Consider the following 17,072-nt stretch of genomic DNA (forward strand, 5'->3'; position numbering starts at 1 on the left):
CTGCCTCCTTATGCCGTTTGCGCTGCGGTTTTGGATTTGTCTTCTTTCGAAGCAGGAATCTCGACTTTGGATTGCTTCTCGTAAAGGAACTTCAGCACCGCTTGTCGACACTTTTGATACTGCGCATCATCCGCCAGTGCGACACGCTCGCGAGGGCGAGGTAGATTCACTTCTAACACTTCACCAATGGTTGCCGCCGGCCCGTTAGTCATCATCACGATTTTGTCGGATAGCAGCACCGCTTCATCCACGTCGTGGGTAATCATGATGACGGTGTTGTTTAGCTCGGCTTGAATCTTCATCAGTGCATCCTGTAAATGCGCGCGTGTTAGCGCATCCAACGCGCCAAATGGTTCATCCATCAATAAAACCTTTGGTTGAAGTGCCAGTGCTCTCGCGATGCCGACTCGCTGCTTCATACCACCAGAGATTTCATCCGGCTTTTTGTGCGCGGCATGCTGCATTTGAATCAACTCTAAATAGTGATTCACTTGTTCCTGAATCCACGCTTTGCCCTTTTTGCCGGCAATTTGTTTTACTGCGAGCTCAACATTTTGATACACGGTGAGCCAAGGCAATAGTGAATGGTTTTGGAACACAACCGCACGGTCAGGTCCCGGCCCTGCCACTTCTCGTCCATCGACGATCACGCCGCCGTCTGTTGGCATGTGCAGACCCGCAACTAAGTTCAATACCGTTGATTTTCCGCAACCAGAGTGGCCAATCAGCGATACAAACTCGCCTTTATTGATTTGCAAATCGACGTTCTTAAGCGCGATGAATTCGCCATCTGGCGTTGGGAATCGCATCCCTAAACGCGTTAGATCTAATAATGCTTTTTCCATGATCTTTTCCCTTATCTCAACGCTTGTTGTTTATTCCAAGACAGCCACTTTTGAAGTTGCAGCATGCCTCTATCGAGCATCAAACCAATAAAGCCGATAGTGATGACCGCCACCATGATGCGACCCAATGATGCCGAACTGCCGTTTTGGAACTCATCCCAAACAAACTTGCCTAACCCAGGGTTTTGCGCGAGCATTTCTGCCGCAATCAACACCATCCAAGCGATACCTAAAGAGAGACGTAAACCGGTGAAGATCATTGGTATGGCAGAAGGTAATACGATGGTGCGGATGTGCTGCCACCACGAAAGTTGAAGCACTTTACTCACGTTGATTAAGTCTTTATCAACGCTCGTTACACCCACTGCGGTATTAATCAGCGTCGGCCATAAGCTACACAGCGCCACTGTGATCAGAGAGTTAATGAACGACTTAGCAAACATCGGGTCATCACTCACATAAGTGGCACTCACCACCATGGTAACGATGGGTAGCCAAGCTAAAGGTGATACGGGCTTGAGCAGTTGAATGATTGGGTTAAAGGCTTGATACAGCCCTTGATTAAGACCAAGCACGATGCCAAGTGGAATCGCGATAACCGTCGCCAGCAAAAAGCCCGCTGTCACAGTCACTAAGCTCGTCACAATTTGGTCGAAGAACGTAGGCTTACCTGTGTAAGGACGAATCTTCACTTCCGCATCTGGATTCTTGGCTAACTTCGCAGCATTGCGCTTTTCCTGACGCTCGATAAACGCTTGTTCCTTCTCTCGCTCTTGCCAATGATCATCGACAAGGTTGCTGAACTGCTGAAAAGTTTGCACTGGTCCCGGTAGCGTACCTAATGAGGTTTGCACTTCTCTCGCCGCTAAGTGCCACATTGCCAAAAAGATCAGCAAACCAATGACGGGTAAAAGCACCAACCGACTTCGGTTCACTACCTGCTTAGCAGGAAAAAGGGAAATGACGTTACTAGACATACTCACTCCTAAGAAATTTACATCCTTGTTGCCACAAGCGAATCCCCTCGCCTGTGGCGTTTATCGTTATGGTTAAACCTTGTCTTTTCCTTTAAGCCCGATAGAGAACTTCTCTAGATATTTATTTGGCTCACGACCGTCATAAACGATGTTGTCGATAAAGTGTGTTTGTGGCGCACGGAAACCATCTTCAGCACTGAAATCTGGGAAGTCTTTTTTGCTCAACACACCATCTTCAATTAGCGCTTGAGCTGCTTGTTGGTAGATATCTGGACGGTAAACCTCTTTTGCCACATCCATGTACCAATCATCGGATTTCTCGCTTGAGATCTGTCCCCAGCGACGCATTTGGGTCAGGTACCAAATCGCATCGCTGTAATACGGATAAGTGGCGTTATGACGGAAGAACACGTTGAAGTCTGGCACGTCGCGTTTATCACCTTTCTCGTATTCAAATGTGCCGGTCATTGAGTTAGCGATAACTTCGGCATCGGCTCCCACATACTCGCTTTTTGATAGCATCTTCACTGCTTCTTGGCGGTTGGCATTGTCGTTTTCATCCAACCAATGTGCAGCTCGAATCAAGGCTTTCACTACGCGAATGTGTGTGTTTGGATACTTCTCAGCCCAAGCTTTAGAAACACCAAATACTTTCTCTGGGTTGTTCTTCCAGATCTCGTAATCGATCACTACTGGCGTACCAATGCCTTTGAACACAGCTTGTTGGTTCCATGGTTCGCCAACGCAGTAGCCTTTGATCGTGCCAGCTTCCATTGTGGCTGGCATTTGTGGTGGCGGTGTAACACTCAATAGGACGTCAGCATCCAACTGGCCACTGTTATCGCCTGATTCTGGGGCATAAAAGCCAGGATGAATCCCACCTGCCGCTAACCAGTATCGCAACTCATAGTTGTGCGTCGATACTGGGAACACCATGCCCATGTTGAACGGTTTGCCTTTATCCAGATAGCTGTCGACCACAGGCTTCAGTGCGTCCGCTTTGATTGGGTGAACAGGTTTGCCATCTGGTTGTTTTGGAATGTACTGCTTCATCTGTTCCCAAGTATCATTGGAAACCGTAATTGCGTTGCCGTTCAAATCCATACTGAACGCGGTAATCACTTCTGCTTTTGTGCCGACACCAATCGTTGCGCCCAATGGCTGACCAGCAAGCATGTGTGCGCCAGCAAGCTCACCATCGATGACTCGGTCTAATAGCACCTTCCAGTTTGCTTGCGCTTCTAAGGTGACGTACAAGCCTTCGTCTTCAAAAAAGCCTTTCTCATAAGCAACCGCCAGCGGTGCCATATCGGTTAACTTAATAAAACCAAACTTCAGGTCTTCAATTTCTGGCTCACCCAACTCTGCCTTTACGCTGACCGTGCTGAATACCGATAACGAAATTGCTGACACTTTCAGCATCGAACTCCATTTCATTGGTTTGCTCCCATAAAAAAGCGCCACTACTCCGAAGAGCAGTAGCGCCGTTGCTAAGTCTACAATTACCGCCGTTGATAATTGAGATAAGCGATTCAACAATAAACCCGTTTTAACTAATCCAAGTACTGTGCCAACTTATTTTCTACTTTAAATACAGCACATTAGAGTTTACCCCGATTACCAAACAACTGTTTTTGCTTGCTGTTAGTGCAACACGCACCACGTTAGAAAACACACTCTAACCCCAAAGTGGTAAGGCAACTAATCAAGTACCTCCAAAGTTATAATCAAATTCTTGGCAACTTGTGCGAGCGTTTGGCTCGATTGCATGGCTGAATTTCTAAGCGCTTTATAAGCTTGCTCTTCATCAACGCTGTGCATCTTCATCAGCAGACCTTTGGCTTTTTCCACCAGCTTGCGCTCTTCGATCTTATGGGTCAGCGATTCAATTTCCGATTGCATACTTTCGAATTTCGCTCTCACTAATGTCGCATGCTCAATCCAAGGTTGAAGTGCAAACTCGCTATCGTTCGGCATGAGAACATAATCCATTTTTTCAGATAAGCGATTGATATCATTAGATGATAGTTGCTTCAGCACGATAAGGAGTGGTGCCGATTTTCTGCGACAGAAATCGACAATCAAACGCAGTTCCGCCGTCGGCTGCTGCCATCCGACTACAACGCTTGCAGTGCTCTCTCTCTGCATCAGCGTTTCTAGTTGTGCCAATTGGCAGCCAACGATGTTGTCGTAATCTTTGCTCAACAAGCCGGACAGTCGAGCCTGCTCTTGAAGGCTATCACAGCACACTATGATGGGTGTTTTTGACGTTGATTGAGTCATGCACATTCCTTGTTTATATCTCACTCACTAAGAGAGACATAACAAGGACTGTGCCAATTAAAGTTGAAGCGTTTTAACTAGAGGCGAGATGTTCTTTGAAGAAACCTAGTGTGCGCTCCCACGCGAGCGCCGCTTCTTCTGGTGCGTAGCGTGCCGTTGAGTCGTTGTGGAAGCCATGATTGACGTTTTCATACATTAACGCCTGATATTGCGCATCGTTCGCGATCAATTGCTGCTCATAGGCAGGCCATGTGTCGTTGACGCGCTTATCGAGCCCTGCGAAGTGAATCATCAACGGCCCTTTGACCTGCTTTTGAATCTCTTGCGCCGCTGGTGTTCCGTAGAAAGGCACACCTGCATCCAGCTCTTCTGGCATTACCGCTGCAAGCATATTGACGATGTATCCACCGAAGCAGAACCCAACTGCGCCCAATTTACCGTTCCCACCCTCGTAGTGTTTAATGAAATTAGCAGCAGCAATAAAATCTTGTTCGATCTTGGCTCTGTCCATCTCTTTCTGCATGGCGCGACCTTCATCGTCGTTCCCCGGATAGCCACCGAGTGGATAAAGCGCGTCAGGAGCAAAAGCAATAAAGCCATCTTTCGCGAGTCGCCTGGCGACATCTTTGATGTATGGGTTTAGACCTCGATTTTCATGAATCACCAACACTGTCGGCGATTTTAAGGTCTTCTTCTGTGGCACAACCAAATAGCCGCTACCTTTCCCATGTCCATTGGGCGAGGCAAAGGTTTCATAGGTTGCTTTGATCTCAGGATCATTAAAGGAAACTTGCTCTGCAAGTGCATAATTTGGAGTCAGAGCATCAACCAGGGCCGTCATACTAAAACCTAAAACAGCGAGGCCACCAAGACGGTTGAGAAACTCTCGACGAGAGATTTTGCCATGTGCGTATTCGTCATACCAATCGAAAGCTTCTTGTGGAATGGGATGTGACGCCTTGTTGTTAGAATTTGAGTGCTTTAGAACCATTATCCTTGTCCTCATTTCTTATCGAAAAGTAAACTCATCAGGCCTCACTGATGTTTGCCCCAACCAGCTGTGAGACACTTCAAGTGATAAATACATCACTGACAAGCTTACACAAACAATAGATAAAGGATTCCGATCCAACAACGTTTCGCGGTTAGCTCGTCACAGGATTAACTGCCACAACAATAGTTTTCCCAATAAGTAAACGCACGTTCAAAGGCCTGTTCCCTATCATGCACTTGAGCAAAGAGCACAACTGTCATCGTTGCCAAAACCGTATTCGCCATTTGGTTCATGTCATCTTCTGACGTCCCAAACGGACAGTTCGTAGGCATTGGCACCTCAGACAGCATTTGCTCCGTCCAGTAGTGCGATGTCACGCCGCTTGTTTGGCTTAACCATACCGTTTGGCTTACTTTCGGGTTGTATTCTGATTCGCCCGATTGCCCTTTGAATGACACAACGGCGTGAGCGGTTTGACCGATTTCATATTCGACTTCTGCATGAAGTTGTTGGAATCCAGGATGGAAGCTACCACGAATACCAACCGTCGCCTGCCCCGGATTCAATGCACGAACCACGGTATTAATCGGCGTTCTAAGCCCATAACGATTCTTCCAACCGATCATGGTTTCTGCTTGTAGAGCAAACGCACTCAGCGGTAGATAAACGATGTTTTGTGTTTCTAACACACGCTTTGCTTCTTCTGCTGATTCCGCTTTATCGATAGCAAACTTATCCAGGTAATCTTCTGCGTGTAAACGTCCAGATTGATGGTCGTGATAGCCATGCATCAGCACTTTATGACCATTGTCGGCAAGGATCTTCGCTGCTAACAGGTGCCAAGGCTGACCTGCTGATTCTCGCTTACCGGCGTAACATGGCCAGTCAATGTCTGCACCAATGGCAGGCATGCGGGATTGGAATGCTTTCACAAAGCCAGCGATTTCTTGTTGAGTCTCATTTTGTACGCGGATAAGCATCAATAACATCGCCATCTGATCGTCGTCGCACTCACCGTTTAGGTATTCATCCATAACTCGAAACGCTTGGTCAAAGTTCAGTGGTTTTCTACCACGTTCGCCACGACCGACTGTTCTGATACACTCCAAAATGCTGCTCATATTCCCTCGTATTCCGTCACTGACTGTACGGTTTCTATTAGTTGTTCGCGCAGTTTGACAACTTCTCCCATCACAATCAATGCTGGGCTCACGCCTTTAAGTGTAATCGATAACTCATTGAGCTGATTGAGTTGGGTAACATGAACTTGTTGCTGAGGGCTGCAACCATGAGTGATGATCGCGACAGGGAAATCTTCTCTCAAACCAGCGTCGATTAAACCGATTTGTATGTCTGCCGATTTTTCTAATCCCATGTAGAACACCAATGTTTGTCCGCTTTGCATCAGTTGGCTCCACGCTTCAAATGCGCCTGTTACCACTTGCCCTGTAACAAAGGTAACGCTGCGAGCAACGCCACGATGAGTCAGCGGAATCAAGCTGTTTGCTGAACATCCAATCGCAGCAGTAATACCGGGGATGACTTCGTAAGCGATAGAGTGTTTGACGAGTGCTAATGCTTCTTCGCCTCCACGACCAAATACAAAAGGATCTCCCCCTTTTAAGCGCACAACTCGCTTTCCTTGTAGAGCGAGCGACACCAACAAATTACAGATTTCTTCCTGACCAATACTAGGTTGTCCGCATCGTTTGCCCACGTAAATCCAATCGGCTTGTGGCGAAGCCAACTCCAAAATATCTTTGTTAACCAAACGGTCGTATAGCAATACCTCTGCCGATATAATCGCTTTCACTGCCTTCACGGTTAACAAGTCTGGATCGTGCGGTCCTGCTCCGACAATCGAGACAAAACCTTTGTGGTTCGCATCTAGATCTGCGGAGTGATTTTCTAGAAGTTGGTTCAGTTTGCTTGCTTGGTCATGCTTAGAAAAGCAAGACGAGCGTTCTTGATTCTGACTCGCTTGTCCTTTCTTAAACCAAGACTTTTGATAAGGCGCTTCCATGTGCTTATCCTCTTTATGACTTACTTTATTTGCATCGCCAGACTTTGCTGGCTCGCTTGCTGTTTGCCCTTTTGATGCTGATGGCTGTCGACCATTTGTTTGATTTGAGAGACGCACGAGCCACAGTTGGTACCGCATTTGAGTTTGTTTTGAAGCTGGGTCAGTGACGTGCAATCTTGTTTCCCCATAGCATCATGTATTTGTTTATCGGTGACGCGGAAACAACTACAAACCAGTTTGGCACTGCTTTGCGATTGAGTGATGGTAAGCAGTTGCGATAGCTCCATCGGTTTGCCAATCAAGCCAGTAAAGTTGGTGTAGTCGGTTTGAATCGGTTCACTAGACACCACCAAAACAGAACGAATGATACGAACGTCTCCAACAAGGTCGTAATCCACTGCTAGCCAGCCTTGGGCAATATCTATCGTAATTCTTCGGCTCTTTTCCGTTCGACAAAAACTCTGCTTCTTTGGTCGCTTATCGTGTGCAAAGCGCCAAATGCCCAAATTGCTTTCTGCTTGAAATGGGCTGTAGAGAAATTTACCGGAATCAAACTGTGTACCGATGAACATACCGTAGGTTTTGACCGCTGCGTCTTGCACTTCAACATAAGACGACTTAAATGCAGGCTGCCCAGAAATAGGGTCTTTTGCGCTGTTTACTATCGCGTTAACGCTGCTTTCACCGCCATATCGACCCGCCCAGTGCATTGACATAAATAGCTCTTGAAAGCCCAAACCTTCATCAATGGCAACTTTGGCATAAATACTGGTGTTTGAAGTAGGCTGAAACAGCTTAGTGAGTTGTCCTGCTTTCAAGCGATTTTGAGTAGCAGAGAGTGTGTTCATGTACACGGTTGGTTCTAACTCAGAGGCGGCAAGGTGTGCGATATGACCTGTGCGCGTCATGGTATGCCATTGATCGCGTTGCCTGCCCGTATTGAGCCACCAGCCTTTTGTTCTTTCTAAACGCGTTGGAGATTCACTGGTCACGACAAAACGCGCTTTACCATCTGGGTGCGAATAGCCGCCATCAGCAAAAGGACGCTCTCCTCCCCATTGTGTCGGCACCCACTCTTCGTATTCTTGCTCAGTTAAGTTCGCGTATTCAGATAGGTTGAGCTTCAATGGCGAATCAGCATTCATGCCTGTCATCGCCGCATATTCCCTGAATACCGCCCGCTCAGAAGTAAACGCAAAGCCATTTTGTGTTTTTTCCAATGTACACAGAGCTTGCCCGACTTGGCTTATCGCCCACCAATCTGGTTTTACTTCACCAGGTGGTATTTGAAACTGACGTTGACGAGACATTCTACGTTCAGAGTTAGTCACCATGCCTTGCTTTTCACCCCAACCAGCCGCTGGCAATAAAACATCTGCATATTTAGCAACGTCCGACTCCGCGGTAATATCAGACACAATCACAAAAGGACAAGCCTCTAACGCGCGCTTAACCATCTGATTATCAGGCAAAGAAACCACGGGATTGGTTGCCATGATCCACAGAACTTTAATCTCACCACGTTCTACCGCCTCAAACAGCTCGACGGCTTTTAATCCAGGCTTAGTGGCAATTTCGGGTGAATCCCAAAACGCTTGGACTTGCTTTATAGAGTCTGCGTCAAAAGCGCGATGAACCGCTAGTTGGTTTGCCAAACCACCGACTTCTCGCCCACCCATCGCATTCGGCTGACCTGTAATAGAAAACGGCCCACAACCTGACTTAGCAATTTTACCTGTCGCCAAGTGTGCATTAATGATTGCATTGCCTTTATCGACACCATTTTCGGCTTGGTTAACCCCTTGGCAAAACAGCGTGATTGCGGTTGGGCTTTGTGCGAACCATTGGAAGAATGTCGTGAGTTTTTCTTCTGAAATACCAATGGAAGACGTTAAATTAGTGACATCGTAACGCAAATCAGAAACTTCTTCTGCAAGCGCATCAAACCCGTCGGTATGGGAATTTATGTATTCAGAATCAATACATTGCTGCTCGATAAGAAACTTGAGCAGCCCATTAAAAAGTGACACATCCCCATCGTTTTTAATCGGTAGATGCAAATCCGCTTGCTGCGCTGTGACCGTTTCACGCGGGTCAATGACCACCAGCTTGAGGTTAGGATTGTTTTCTCTCGCTTGTTGAATACGTCGAAATAGAACAGGGTGCGTCCAAGCGGTATTCGCACCGCAAATGATCAATAGTTCAGTATTATCAATGTCGTCGTAATTGACTGGAACGACATCTTCGCCAAATGCGCGCACGTGAGCCGCAACCGCAGAAGACATGCATAAACGGGAATTGGTATCGATGTTCGCGCTACCCACATAACCTTTCATGAGTTTGTTGGCGACGTAATAGTCTTCCGTCAACAACTGGCCTGACACGTACATAGCGACGGAATCCGGTCCAAACTCTGCTTTCGCTTGATGGATCTCTTGTGCAATTAAGTCTGTGATCACCTGCCATGACACTTCTTTTTCCCTTAGCTTGGGGTAAAGCAATCTTGAAGGCATTTGTAAGCTTTCTGCTAATGCGACACCCTTTACACACAGTGAACCGGAATTGGCCGGATGAAGCGCATCTCCAATAATCTTGTTATTGCTGATTTCAATTCCGCAGCCTACTCCGCAATACGGACAAGTTGTCTTTCTACACCCTTGTGACATAACGCCTCCTGCGCGACTAATCCTAAATTACAGGCAAAAAAAAAGCCTCTCCCGAATCGAGAGAGGCAGCAATGCCTTTAACGCTGTTAGTACATTTTCAAAAGTAATACCCTATCCCGCTCTCGCCTGCTATAGAGAGCGGCGCATCGAGTTAACGATGAACATTTATCTCAAAGCAAACGAGGTGCCAAGATTGAAAATCATTAATTTACAAAACGTTAGAATGTAAACAACTATTGCAAAGTAATACCGCGCACTGATTGAGTGCAAGTTTCGTTCATTATCGTGCAGGGTTACTTTACTAATTCCATGACCAATCTAGACTCTTCGTCACCGAAATAATGCGCTTCTTCTTTTAATACTTTGAAGCCAAGGGAGAGGTACAAAGACAATGCAGGCTGATTATTCGGATCGACCGTCAACTTCACACTTGAGCCCAACTTCAGCGGCGCGATGGCACTTTCAATCAGAGAACGCGCAATACCCTTACCACGATGTTGAGTATCGACAGCCAGTGACATGATCCAATATTGCTGCGCATTTGTGCTTGTCGTCAGCAAAATATACCCTGCGACTTGCTCCCCCTCTTTCGCCACTAGTAAGCTTTCCCCCCAACAATCAAAAGCTTGCCGAAAGAAAAATTGAGGATAGGCATGTTCTCCAAATAAAGTATTTTCAAGCGTATACACAGCCAATAAGTCGTCTTTATGTGCAGACAGAATGTCCATTCAATGATTCCTCCTTTAACATTTGTGGCGGCAGTATATACCTAAAGCTCATCTAAATGCAGGACTCATAGACCGGCCACTTGCTAGCCCTCCAATATGCACCATGGCTCAATGAGTAAGAGAACACTTCTTTAGCATATACATCCATGATTAAGTTTTAACCACGAAATCAAAAACCACCCATTAGTAAAAATTTGGAATATAACACCAATCAATTACTTAAATATCAGATTAAAATTCTAGTTTTTAAAAAAATTCATAGTTTGATAAGTTACACCCCCCCCTTATCTTCAGCATGATTCACCACACTTCCGATGTGATAACAAACACCAAAACCTATACCATTCTCCGCATTATTATTTTTATAAAAGCGAGTTTTAAGTGAAAGAATCTCGAAATACGTTAAATTCCAGTGAATTAAACACAACAACATCTTGGTCAAAACACGATACACATTGGGTCCTTAGTCTGTTTGGAACAGCCGTTGGTGCAGGCATTCTATTTCTGCCGATCAACCTTGGTATTGGCGGGTTTTGGCCGTTAGTCGCAATGGCTGTGCTTGCTTTCCCAATGACTTATCTTGCCCACCGTGGTTTAGCTCGCTTTGTACTGTCTTCCAAGATCAAAAATGCAGACTTTACTGATGTAGTGGAAGAGCACTTTGGCGCAAAAGCGGGTCGCTCTATTTCACTGCTGTATTTTCTTTCGATCTTCCCGATCCTGTTAATTTACGGTGTCGGTATTACCAATACCGTAGACAGTTTTATGGTTAACCAAGCTGATATGGCTTCTTTGCCTCGCCCTCTGCTTTCAGGTGCACTAGTGTTTGCATTAATTGCCATTATGATGGCGGGCGAAAAAGTCATGCTACGGGCTTTTGCCATTATGGTTTACCCATTAGTGGCTATTCTTGCCTTTCTTTCATTTTACTTGATACCAAACTGGACCATGCCAATCATGGACGCCCCTGAAGCGTCTGCTTTTGCTAGCACTATGTGGTTAGCGGTTCCTGTGGTTATTTTCTCGTTTAGTCACGCTGCTGCGATTTCAAGCTTTGCAAATGTGCAACGTCGCCATTATGGCGATCAAGCGGATGCGAAATCCGAAGTAATTCTTCGACGCACTAGCATCATGTTAATTGCGTTTGTGCTTATTTTTGTCTTTTCGTGTGTATTAGCGCTGTCACCAGAGCAATTGGCTCAAGCTAAAGAACAAAACGTGTCGGTGCTGTCTTATTTAGCCAATGCAACAGACAACCCATTTATCGCAACGCTTGGTCCTTTGGTAGCTTTTGTTGCTATCACTTCCTCTTTTCTTGGGCACTTTTTAGGTGCACGCGAAAGCTTAAATGGTTTAATTACTAAACACTCTAAACTGTCTGAAAAGCGAGTTGATCGTATCAGCGTTGCAGTACTTTTCTTTTCAATCTGGGCAGCAGCGATCATGAACCCAAGCATTCTTGGTATGATGGAAGCGTTGTCAGGGCCTGTTATCGCGATGATCTTATTTATTATGCCAATGTTAGCGGTATACAAAATCGATGCATTGAAACAATATCGTGGGAATGGCTCAACTTACTTTGTTTTAACTGCGGGCATTGTAGCGGTAAGTGCATTGATTTTTAGCTTCTTCAGCTAAAAAGTAGTTATTAGGTTGGATTTTCAGGGGAATACCTTATACGAGATTAAGGTGATTCCCTGAATTTTCTTACTCTTAAGCGGGTAGCCATCGTTACCATTGACTCTTAGATAAGAGCAAAAACGCCCGCAATCATAAGTACTGAAGCGATACAAGTGCGGCCAATAATACCGAAGTGTGAAGGTTGAATCATTTCATTATGCATAGTTAATCTCCTGTTTATTATAAAAGCCATTTTTTATTGGCTTAATAACACTATGTCTAATATCGAGTTTTTTAACAACCCATACAAACATTAAATATTTATGACAGAAAGATAATTTTTTAGCGAATCAGCCATCTTTCGAGATGCGAATCGCACCGACTAAATGATGAAACTTACACCACTAACAATGTTCGACACACTAGATTCTTCGCACTGTTTATCTTGTCGTTAAATCAATCTTTCCATTTTTGAACAGATTTATCATTATAAATCATAATATTAGCCTCACCTTTCGCGAAACTTTCTTCACAAGCCGTTTGTAACTCGGAATCCATCCGCACTTAGCCAATAAGAAGTGATAGACTTACCTAGTATTAGGGTTAAACGAGATCACATTTTATTAATAAGCTCATGCACTTTCCGATTAAAACGCTAACTTGCGCGCTGTTCTCAGTACTTGGATTCTTCTTCCATCCAACCCATGTACTTGCCAACACAGAAAAACAGAGCTATCTGGAAGAACACATTTCTCCTCAAAGCAGCTCCATGCTCAATCTCTATTTTCGTTCAATTGGTAAACCGCGCTCAATTGAAGAAGATGAATTAGTTGCGCCACAGAATGCGTCAGCGGAATCTCTTGCGCTTTATTACTTTGCGCGCCTTTACCTAAAGCGCTACGAAGGCGTTCCGCTGCCCAAAGATATGCCTGATTTAATTGAGTTTGGGACAGAGCATAATTTACCGTGGGTAGTCGCTGAAGCACAGCTTAATAAAGCGGTAAGCATGATTGAACTAGACGACAATTGGAATGCAGAACTTGTACTCCATGACATCATCGCTGAAGCCCGCGATCTCGGCTATTTAGCGCTAGAAGGAAGAGCATATCGCTGGCTAGGGAACTTAGAGGTTTCACGGAATCAACTACGTAGCGGACTCAAGTATTACCGAACCGCCTATGAGTTGTTAGAGAGAACCGTATTTGAAATGCAAGTTGCCATGACGCTGAATAACATCGGTACCGTCTATATCGATGCATCCGATTGGGCTCGCGCCAGTAGCTACCTTACGCAAGCACTCGATACCTATTTAAACAGCAAATATCAATATGACAACAGCCTTTTCATTGGGGTTATCTACGCAAACTTAAGTATTGTTCACTTAAGCAGTGGAGATAGCGAAAAGGCAGAATACTATTTTAATGAAGCGATACGACTCTCAATGCAAACGGGATCAGACGTCATCAAACATTATTCATTATCCAGCTTCTCACAAATGTTAAGTTCGATAGGGAAAATTGATGAAGCGTTGATGGTTGCACAGCGTTGCGTAGCTCTCCCTATCACGGGAAACGTAGAGGCGAAGAAAATGCCTTGTTATGAAGCATATGCAGAAGCATACCTCGCAGATGAACAATACGATAAAGCTATTTCGACAGCTATCAACGTACTTGAGCAAACTAAATCAACCGATGAGCTAGAAATACGACAGCGCATTGATATGCTGTCGGTCCTAGTAAACGCGAATCAAACCCTTAATAATTTTGAAGCGGCTTTTCGTTACCTAACTCAGTTAAGAGAGCTAGAAGCTGAATTTTCTCATCATATTCACGGCGAAGAGATGATTAACATTAAGTTTGACCTCGAAGCTAAGTTAGCTCAGAAGGAACTCAAGCTACTAGAAACGAAAAATGCGTTGCAAGCTTCAGAGCTGCGCTCACAACGCTATAGAGAAATGTTCTACTTTATCGCTATCGCAGCGATTGGTGTCGTTGGCTTTCGTTACGTACTGCGCGTTAGGCGTATTAATAAGGCACTCACTCAAGAAAATACTACCGATCCATTAACTCAACTGCACAACCGTCGCTACCTTCCCATTTGGCTGGATAAAATGGCTCGTAGAAGCCCAGATAGAACGTTTGCCTTAGCCGTATTAGATATCGATCATTTTAAAACGTTTAACGATGAATATGGGCATGATATTGGCGACAAGATGTTAATGCATATTGCCAGGTTATTTAATGAATCGACTCGCTCTGGTGACCTACTCATCCGTTGGGGTGGAGAGGAGTTTGTCTTATTATTTGAAGTAAACAGAACTGAAGATTGCGCTAAATTCTTGGATCGATTGAGATATATCGTGGAAAACACGCCACTAGTGGTTGACTCTAAGTCATTAAACGCGACAATTTCTCTCGGAGCTGTCGACAGACTGTCCGTAAAAACTATTCAACAAGAATGGGATCAATGGTTTTTCTTCGCAGATCAAGCTTTGTATGACGCAAAGCAAGCAGGAAGAAATCGCTTCGTTATTCACCCGACGTCATAAGAGCAAAATGAAAAAAATCCTAACCATCGCTATTTTTGCGCCTGCACTTCTCACTGCGTGTAGTAACCATCAAGCCTCTCAACTGGGAATGCGCAGTAGCAGTGTTAACGTATATGCCCAGCAAATGAGTAACACTCAGTTGTGCGAGACCCTCTACTACAACCGTGCAACCAACCAAACCAAAGTTGCGATTGGCGCTGAGTTTAACCGACGTGGTTTAAACAAGAAGTGGTGTGATAGTGAGTTCAATAAGCTATACATCAAAAAGTGGATTGATAACGTGTTACCCAAAGAAAAGGCCAAACCGAAGAAACCAATGGCGACAATTCAACCCGCTTCAACTAAGTAATCCTTCCTCTCAAAGCAGACAGTACGACCGTATTTTCTGCTTTTTACTTTTCATGCGTGCGCTATTCGACATTAAAAAGCCTTATAATTTCAGTGAATTAACACTGACTCATGTTGTTCGTCGAACTTTTTATGTAAACAAGTTGTAAATGGTTTTCGTCCTTATTCTTTGTCGTTAGCTTTGTTTATTCCTGTTAGAGGAATATGAAACAGGAGCTAAAAAATTCCAAACAAAGACATGAGGTCAAAAATGGAAATACGCATTAACCGCCTATTTGCTGCTATGTTGGCAGTAGGCATTGCACCAGCCGCCTCGGCGTTTGATCCACTCTATTCTGAACAATGGCACTTAGACAACACAGGGCAAACTGCTTTTGCAGCTACCCCAGCTGTCGCTGGGAACGACCTAAACACCAAGCTCACTCAAGCAATGGGTATTGCGGGTATTGGTGTAAAAGTCGCGGTCATTGATTCTGGAGTGCAGATCGATCACCCAGATCTTGCAGGTAATATAGTTACAGGTAGCAGAAACTTCGTCGAAGACTCTTCTTTCCCATTAAGTTATCCGGTTGACACCAATGGTCACGGCACTGCTGTCGCCGGTTTGATCAGCGCAGTCGGCAACAATGGTGAAGGTGGACGCGGTGTTGCTTCTCACTCTTCTCTTATTGGTTTTAACTGGTTAGCCAACCAGACATTAGAAGGCTGGCTAATCTCTCACGGCATGGACCCAGCCACACGCGATGTTCGTGTATTTAACCAAAGCTATGGTTTCAGCCCGATCAACCCAATAACTTTTGATGAAAGCGATCCTCAACTTAAACTTGAAATGGACGTGATAAAAAATGTCAGCGAGAGTAACTCATGGGGACGCGGTGCTGTATTTGTTAAGTCAGCCGGCAATGGTTATCGCTATTTCAATGCGGGAAGATTCTTCGTATTACCAAGTAACTTCTTTGCTGGTGGAGACAACCAAGGCTTGCCGATGCACAACTCCGCTCAGTCTTATGACAACGCCAACTACTTTAATTTAATCACCAGTGCACTACGTTCGGATGGCACGCGAGCGAGTTACTCATCGGTGGGGTCTAACGTGTGGGTTGCCGCACCAGCAGGTGAATATGGGCAAGACTTCCCTGCCATGGTCACCACCGATTTGATGGGTTGTGAAGAAGGGCAAAATACCAGCGACGGACTTGGTATCAATGGCTTACACGGCGGTACGGAGCTAGACCCGAACTGTAACTATACCAGTACAATGAACGGAACCTCGTCGGCTGCACCAAACACGTCCGGTGCCATCGCGGCAATCATGTCCACAAATCATGCACTTTCTGCTCGTGATGTACGTGCTTTACTAGCAGAAACAGCAAAAGTAACGGATAAAACGCATCCAGGCGTACAACTTGAATTTACTAACCACAAAGGTGAACAGGTTAGCTACGAGGCTATTTCTCCTTGGCAGAAAAACGCTGCAGGCGTAGATTTCCATACTTTTTATGGCTTCGGCGCTGTCGATTTGGATGAAGCAATGCAACGTGCTCGCATGACAAATCGTGTTTTACCGCCTCAAGTTATTACGCCTTGGGTTAATAATGCTAAAGAAGTCAGTGTACCCGATGCGAGTCTGGCTGGCGGTTCATCAAGTATAGCTATTGCCGATGATCTGAAGGTAGAATCCGTTCAAGTGAAATTGACATTAGACCACTCTCGCCTGCCCGACTTAGCTATCGAGCTCGTTTCGCCATCAGGGACTCGTTCCGTTTTGCAAACACCACGTAATGGTCTTGTTGGTCAATCTCTTGACCCAACGATTACTGGCTACAAAGACCAATTAATGTTGTCTAACCAGTTCTATGGCGAAGATGCAAAAGGCGAATGGACATTACGAGCAATAGATACGAATGGCGACGAAGTCTTTTCTTACATTGCATATTTTAACTCTTCAACCATCTATGATGTTCCGATGGCAAACAACACTCAGCCAGGTGTTATTAAGAACTGGTCGATGCGCATCTTTGGACACTAAGGAGTCAATTA

13 protein-coding genes are annotated in these 17,072 nt (G+C 45.2%); 4 read left to right on the top strand and 9 right to left on the bottom strand.

Annotated features, from left to right (window positions below; all coding sequences use genetic code 11):
• Nucleotides 1–8 precede the first annotated feature (8 nt).
• From NB463_RS10130 to NB463_RS10170, 9 genes are all read right to left on the bottom strand, one after another.
• The gene (locus NB463_RS10130) at nt 9–845 is read right to left on the bottom strand and encodes an ABC transporter ATP-binding protein (RefSeq protein ID WP_025539886.1); all 837 of its coding nucleotides are present in this window, start codon (nt 843–845) and stop codon (nt 9–11) included.
• Between the two features lie 11 nt (nt 846–856).
• Nucleotides 857–1,822 carry an ABC transporter permease gene (locus tag NB463_RS10135; protein WP_012842517.1) on the bottom strand — a complete coding sequence of 322 codons (966 nt, stop codon included), beginning with the start codon at nt 1,820–1,822 and terminating at the stop codon, nt 857–859.
• Nucleotides 1,823–1,894: 72 nt separating this feature from the next.
• Nucleotides 1,895–3,259 (bottom strand): CmpA/NrtA family ABC transporter substrate-binding protein, encoded by a 1,365-nt coding sequence (locus NB463_RS10140; RefSeq protein WP_258432175.1) that lies wholly within the window; start codon nt 3,257–3,259, stop codon nt 1,895–1,897.
• A 264-nt stretch (nt 3,260–3,523) separates the two neighbouring features.
• Nucleotides 3,524–4,105 carry an ANTAR domain-containing response regulator gene (locus tag NB463_RS10145; protein WP_048625124.1) on the bottom strand — a complete coding sequence of 194 codons (582 nt, stop codon included), beginning with the start codon at nt 4,103–4,105 and terminating at the stop codon, nt 3,524–3,526.
• Between the two features lie 73 nt (nt 4,106–4,178).
• Complete coding sequence (locus tag NB463_RS10150; protein ID WP_256955936.1) at nt 4,179–5,096, bottom strand: dienelactone hydrolase family protein; 918 nt, start codon at nt 5,094–5,096, stop codon at nt 4,179–4,181.
• Between the two features lie 170 nt (nt 5,097–5,266).
• The gene (locus NB463_RS10155) at nt 5,267–6,220 is read right to left on the bottom strand and encodes a glycosyl transferase family protein (protein WP_258432176.1); all 954 of its coding nucleotides are present in this window, start codon (nt 6,218–6,220) and stop codon (nt 5,267–5,269) included.
• Nucleotides 6,217–7,122 carry a uroporphyrinogen-III C-methyltransferase gene (gene cobA / locus NB463_RS10160; RefSeq protein WP_258432177.1) on the bottom strand — a complete coding sequence of 302 codons (906 nt, stop codon included), beginning with the start codon at nt 7,120–7,122 and terminating at the stop codon, nt 6,217–6,219. The genes NB463_RS10155 and cobA overlap by 4 nt, the downstream gene beginning before the upstream one ends.
• A gap of 20 nt (nt 7,123–7,142) precedes the next feature.
• Nucleotides 7,143–9,788, bottom strand: a complete 2,646-nt coding sequence (locus tag NB463_RS10165) for a nitrate reductase (RefSeq protein WP_258432178.1) — start codon at nt 9,786–9,788, stop codon at nt 7,143–7,145.
• Nucleotides 9,789–10,081: 293 nt separating this feature from the next.
• The gene (locus NB463_RS10170) at nt 10,082–10,516 is read right to left on the bottom strand and encodes a GNAT family N-acetyltransferase (protein WP_005395641.1); all 435 of its coding nucleotides are present in this window, start codon (nt 10,514–10,516) and stop codon (nt 10,082–10,084) included.
• Nucleotides 10,517–10,897: 381 nt separating this feature from the next.
• Between NB463_RS10170 and NB463_RS10175 the strand changes: the two genes are divergently transcribed.
• From NB463_RS10175 to NB463_RS10190, 4 genes are all read left to right on the top strand, one after another.
• A complete protein-coding gene (locus NB463_RS10175; protein WP_256951680.1) occupies nt 10,898–12,154 on the top strand; it encodes an aromatic amino acid transport family protein in 1,257 nt (418 codons plus the stop codon).
• 616 nt (nt 12,155–12,770) lie between these two features.
• Nucleotides 12,771–14,684, top strand: coding sequence for a tetratricopeptide repeat-containing diguanylate cyclase (locus NB463_RS10180; protein ID WP_145472009.1), 1,914 nt, complete (start codon nt 12,771–12,773; stop codon nt 14,682–14,684).
• Nucleotides 14,685–14,691: 7 nt separating this feature from the next.
• Complete coding sequence (locus tag NB463_RS10185; protein ID WP_012842508.1) at nt 14,692–15,033, top strand: hypothetical protein; 342 nt, start codon at nt 14,692–14,694, stop codon at nt 15,031–15,033.
• A gap of 249 nt (nt 15,034–15,282) precedes the next feature.
• A complete protein-coding gene (locus NB463_RS10190) occupies nt 15,283–17,061 on the top strand; it encodes a S8 family peptidase (protein WP_258432179.1) in 1,779 nt (592 codons plus the stop codon).
• Nucleotides 17,062–17,072: the final 11 nt, after the last annotated feature.

The organism is Vibrio sp. RM-41-2B (genome assembly GCF_024744415.1).
Taxonomy (GTDB): Bacteria; Pseudomonadota; Gammaproteobacteria; order Enterobacterales; family Vibrionaceae; genus Vibrio; species Vibrio diabolicus.

Excerpts from the sequence above, each read along its gene's own strand:
- NB463_RS10130 (WP_025539886.1), bottom strand. The coding sequence starts at position 845 with ATGGAAAAAGCATTATTAGATCTAACGCGTTTAGGGATGCGATTCCCA.
- NB463_RS10135 (WP_012842517.1), bottom strand. The coding sequence starts at position 1,822 with ATGTCTAGTAACGTCATTTCCCTTTTTCCTGCTAAGCAGGTAGTGAAC.
- NB463_RS10140 (WP_258432175.1), bottom strand. The coding sequence starts at position 3,259 with ATGAAATGGAGTTCGATGCTGAAAGTGTCAGCAATTTCGTTATCGGTA.
- NB463_RS10145 (WP_048625124.1), bottom strand. The coding sequence starts at position 4,105 with ATGACTCAATCAACGTCAAAAACACCCATCATAGTGTGCTGTGATAGC.
- NB463_RS10150 (WP_256955936.1), bottom strand. The coding sequence starts at position 5,096 with ATGGTTCTAAAGCACTCAAATTCTAACAACAAGGCGTCACATCCCATT.
- NB463_RS10155 (WP_258432176.1), bottom strand. The coding sequence starts at position 6,220 with ATGAGCAGCATTTTGGAGTGTATCAGAACAGTCGGTCGTGGCGAACGT.
- cobA (WP_258432177.1), bottom strand. The coding sequence starts at position 7,122 with ATGGAAGCGCCTTATCAAAAGTCTTGGTTTAAGAAAGGACAAGCGAGT.
- NB463_RS10165 (WP_258432178.1), bottom strand. The coding sequence starts at position 9,788 with ATGTCACAAGGGTGTAGAAAGACAACTTGTCCGTATTGCGGAGTAGGC.
- NB463_RS10170 (WP_005395641.1), bottom strand. The coding sequence starts at position 10,516 with ATGGACATTCTGTCTGCACATAAAGACGACTTATTGGCTGTGTATACG.
- NB463_RS10180 (WP_145472009.1), top strand. The coding sequence starts at position 12,771 with ATGCACTTTCCGATTAAAACGCTAACTTGCGCGCTGTTCTCAGTACTT.
- NB463_RS10185 (WP_012842508.1), top strand. The coding sequence starts at position 14,692 with ATGAAAAAAATCCTAACCATCGCTATTTTTGCGCCTGCACTTCTCACT.
- NB463_RS10190 (WP_258432179.1), top strand. The coding sequence starts at position 15,283 with ATGGAAATACGCATTAACCGCCTATTTGCTGCTATGTTGGCAGTAGGC.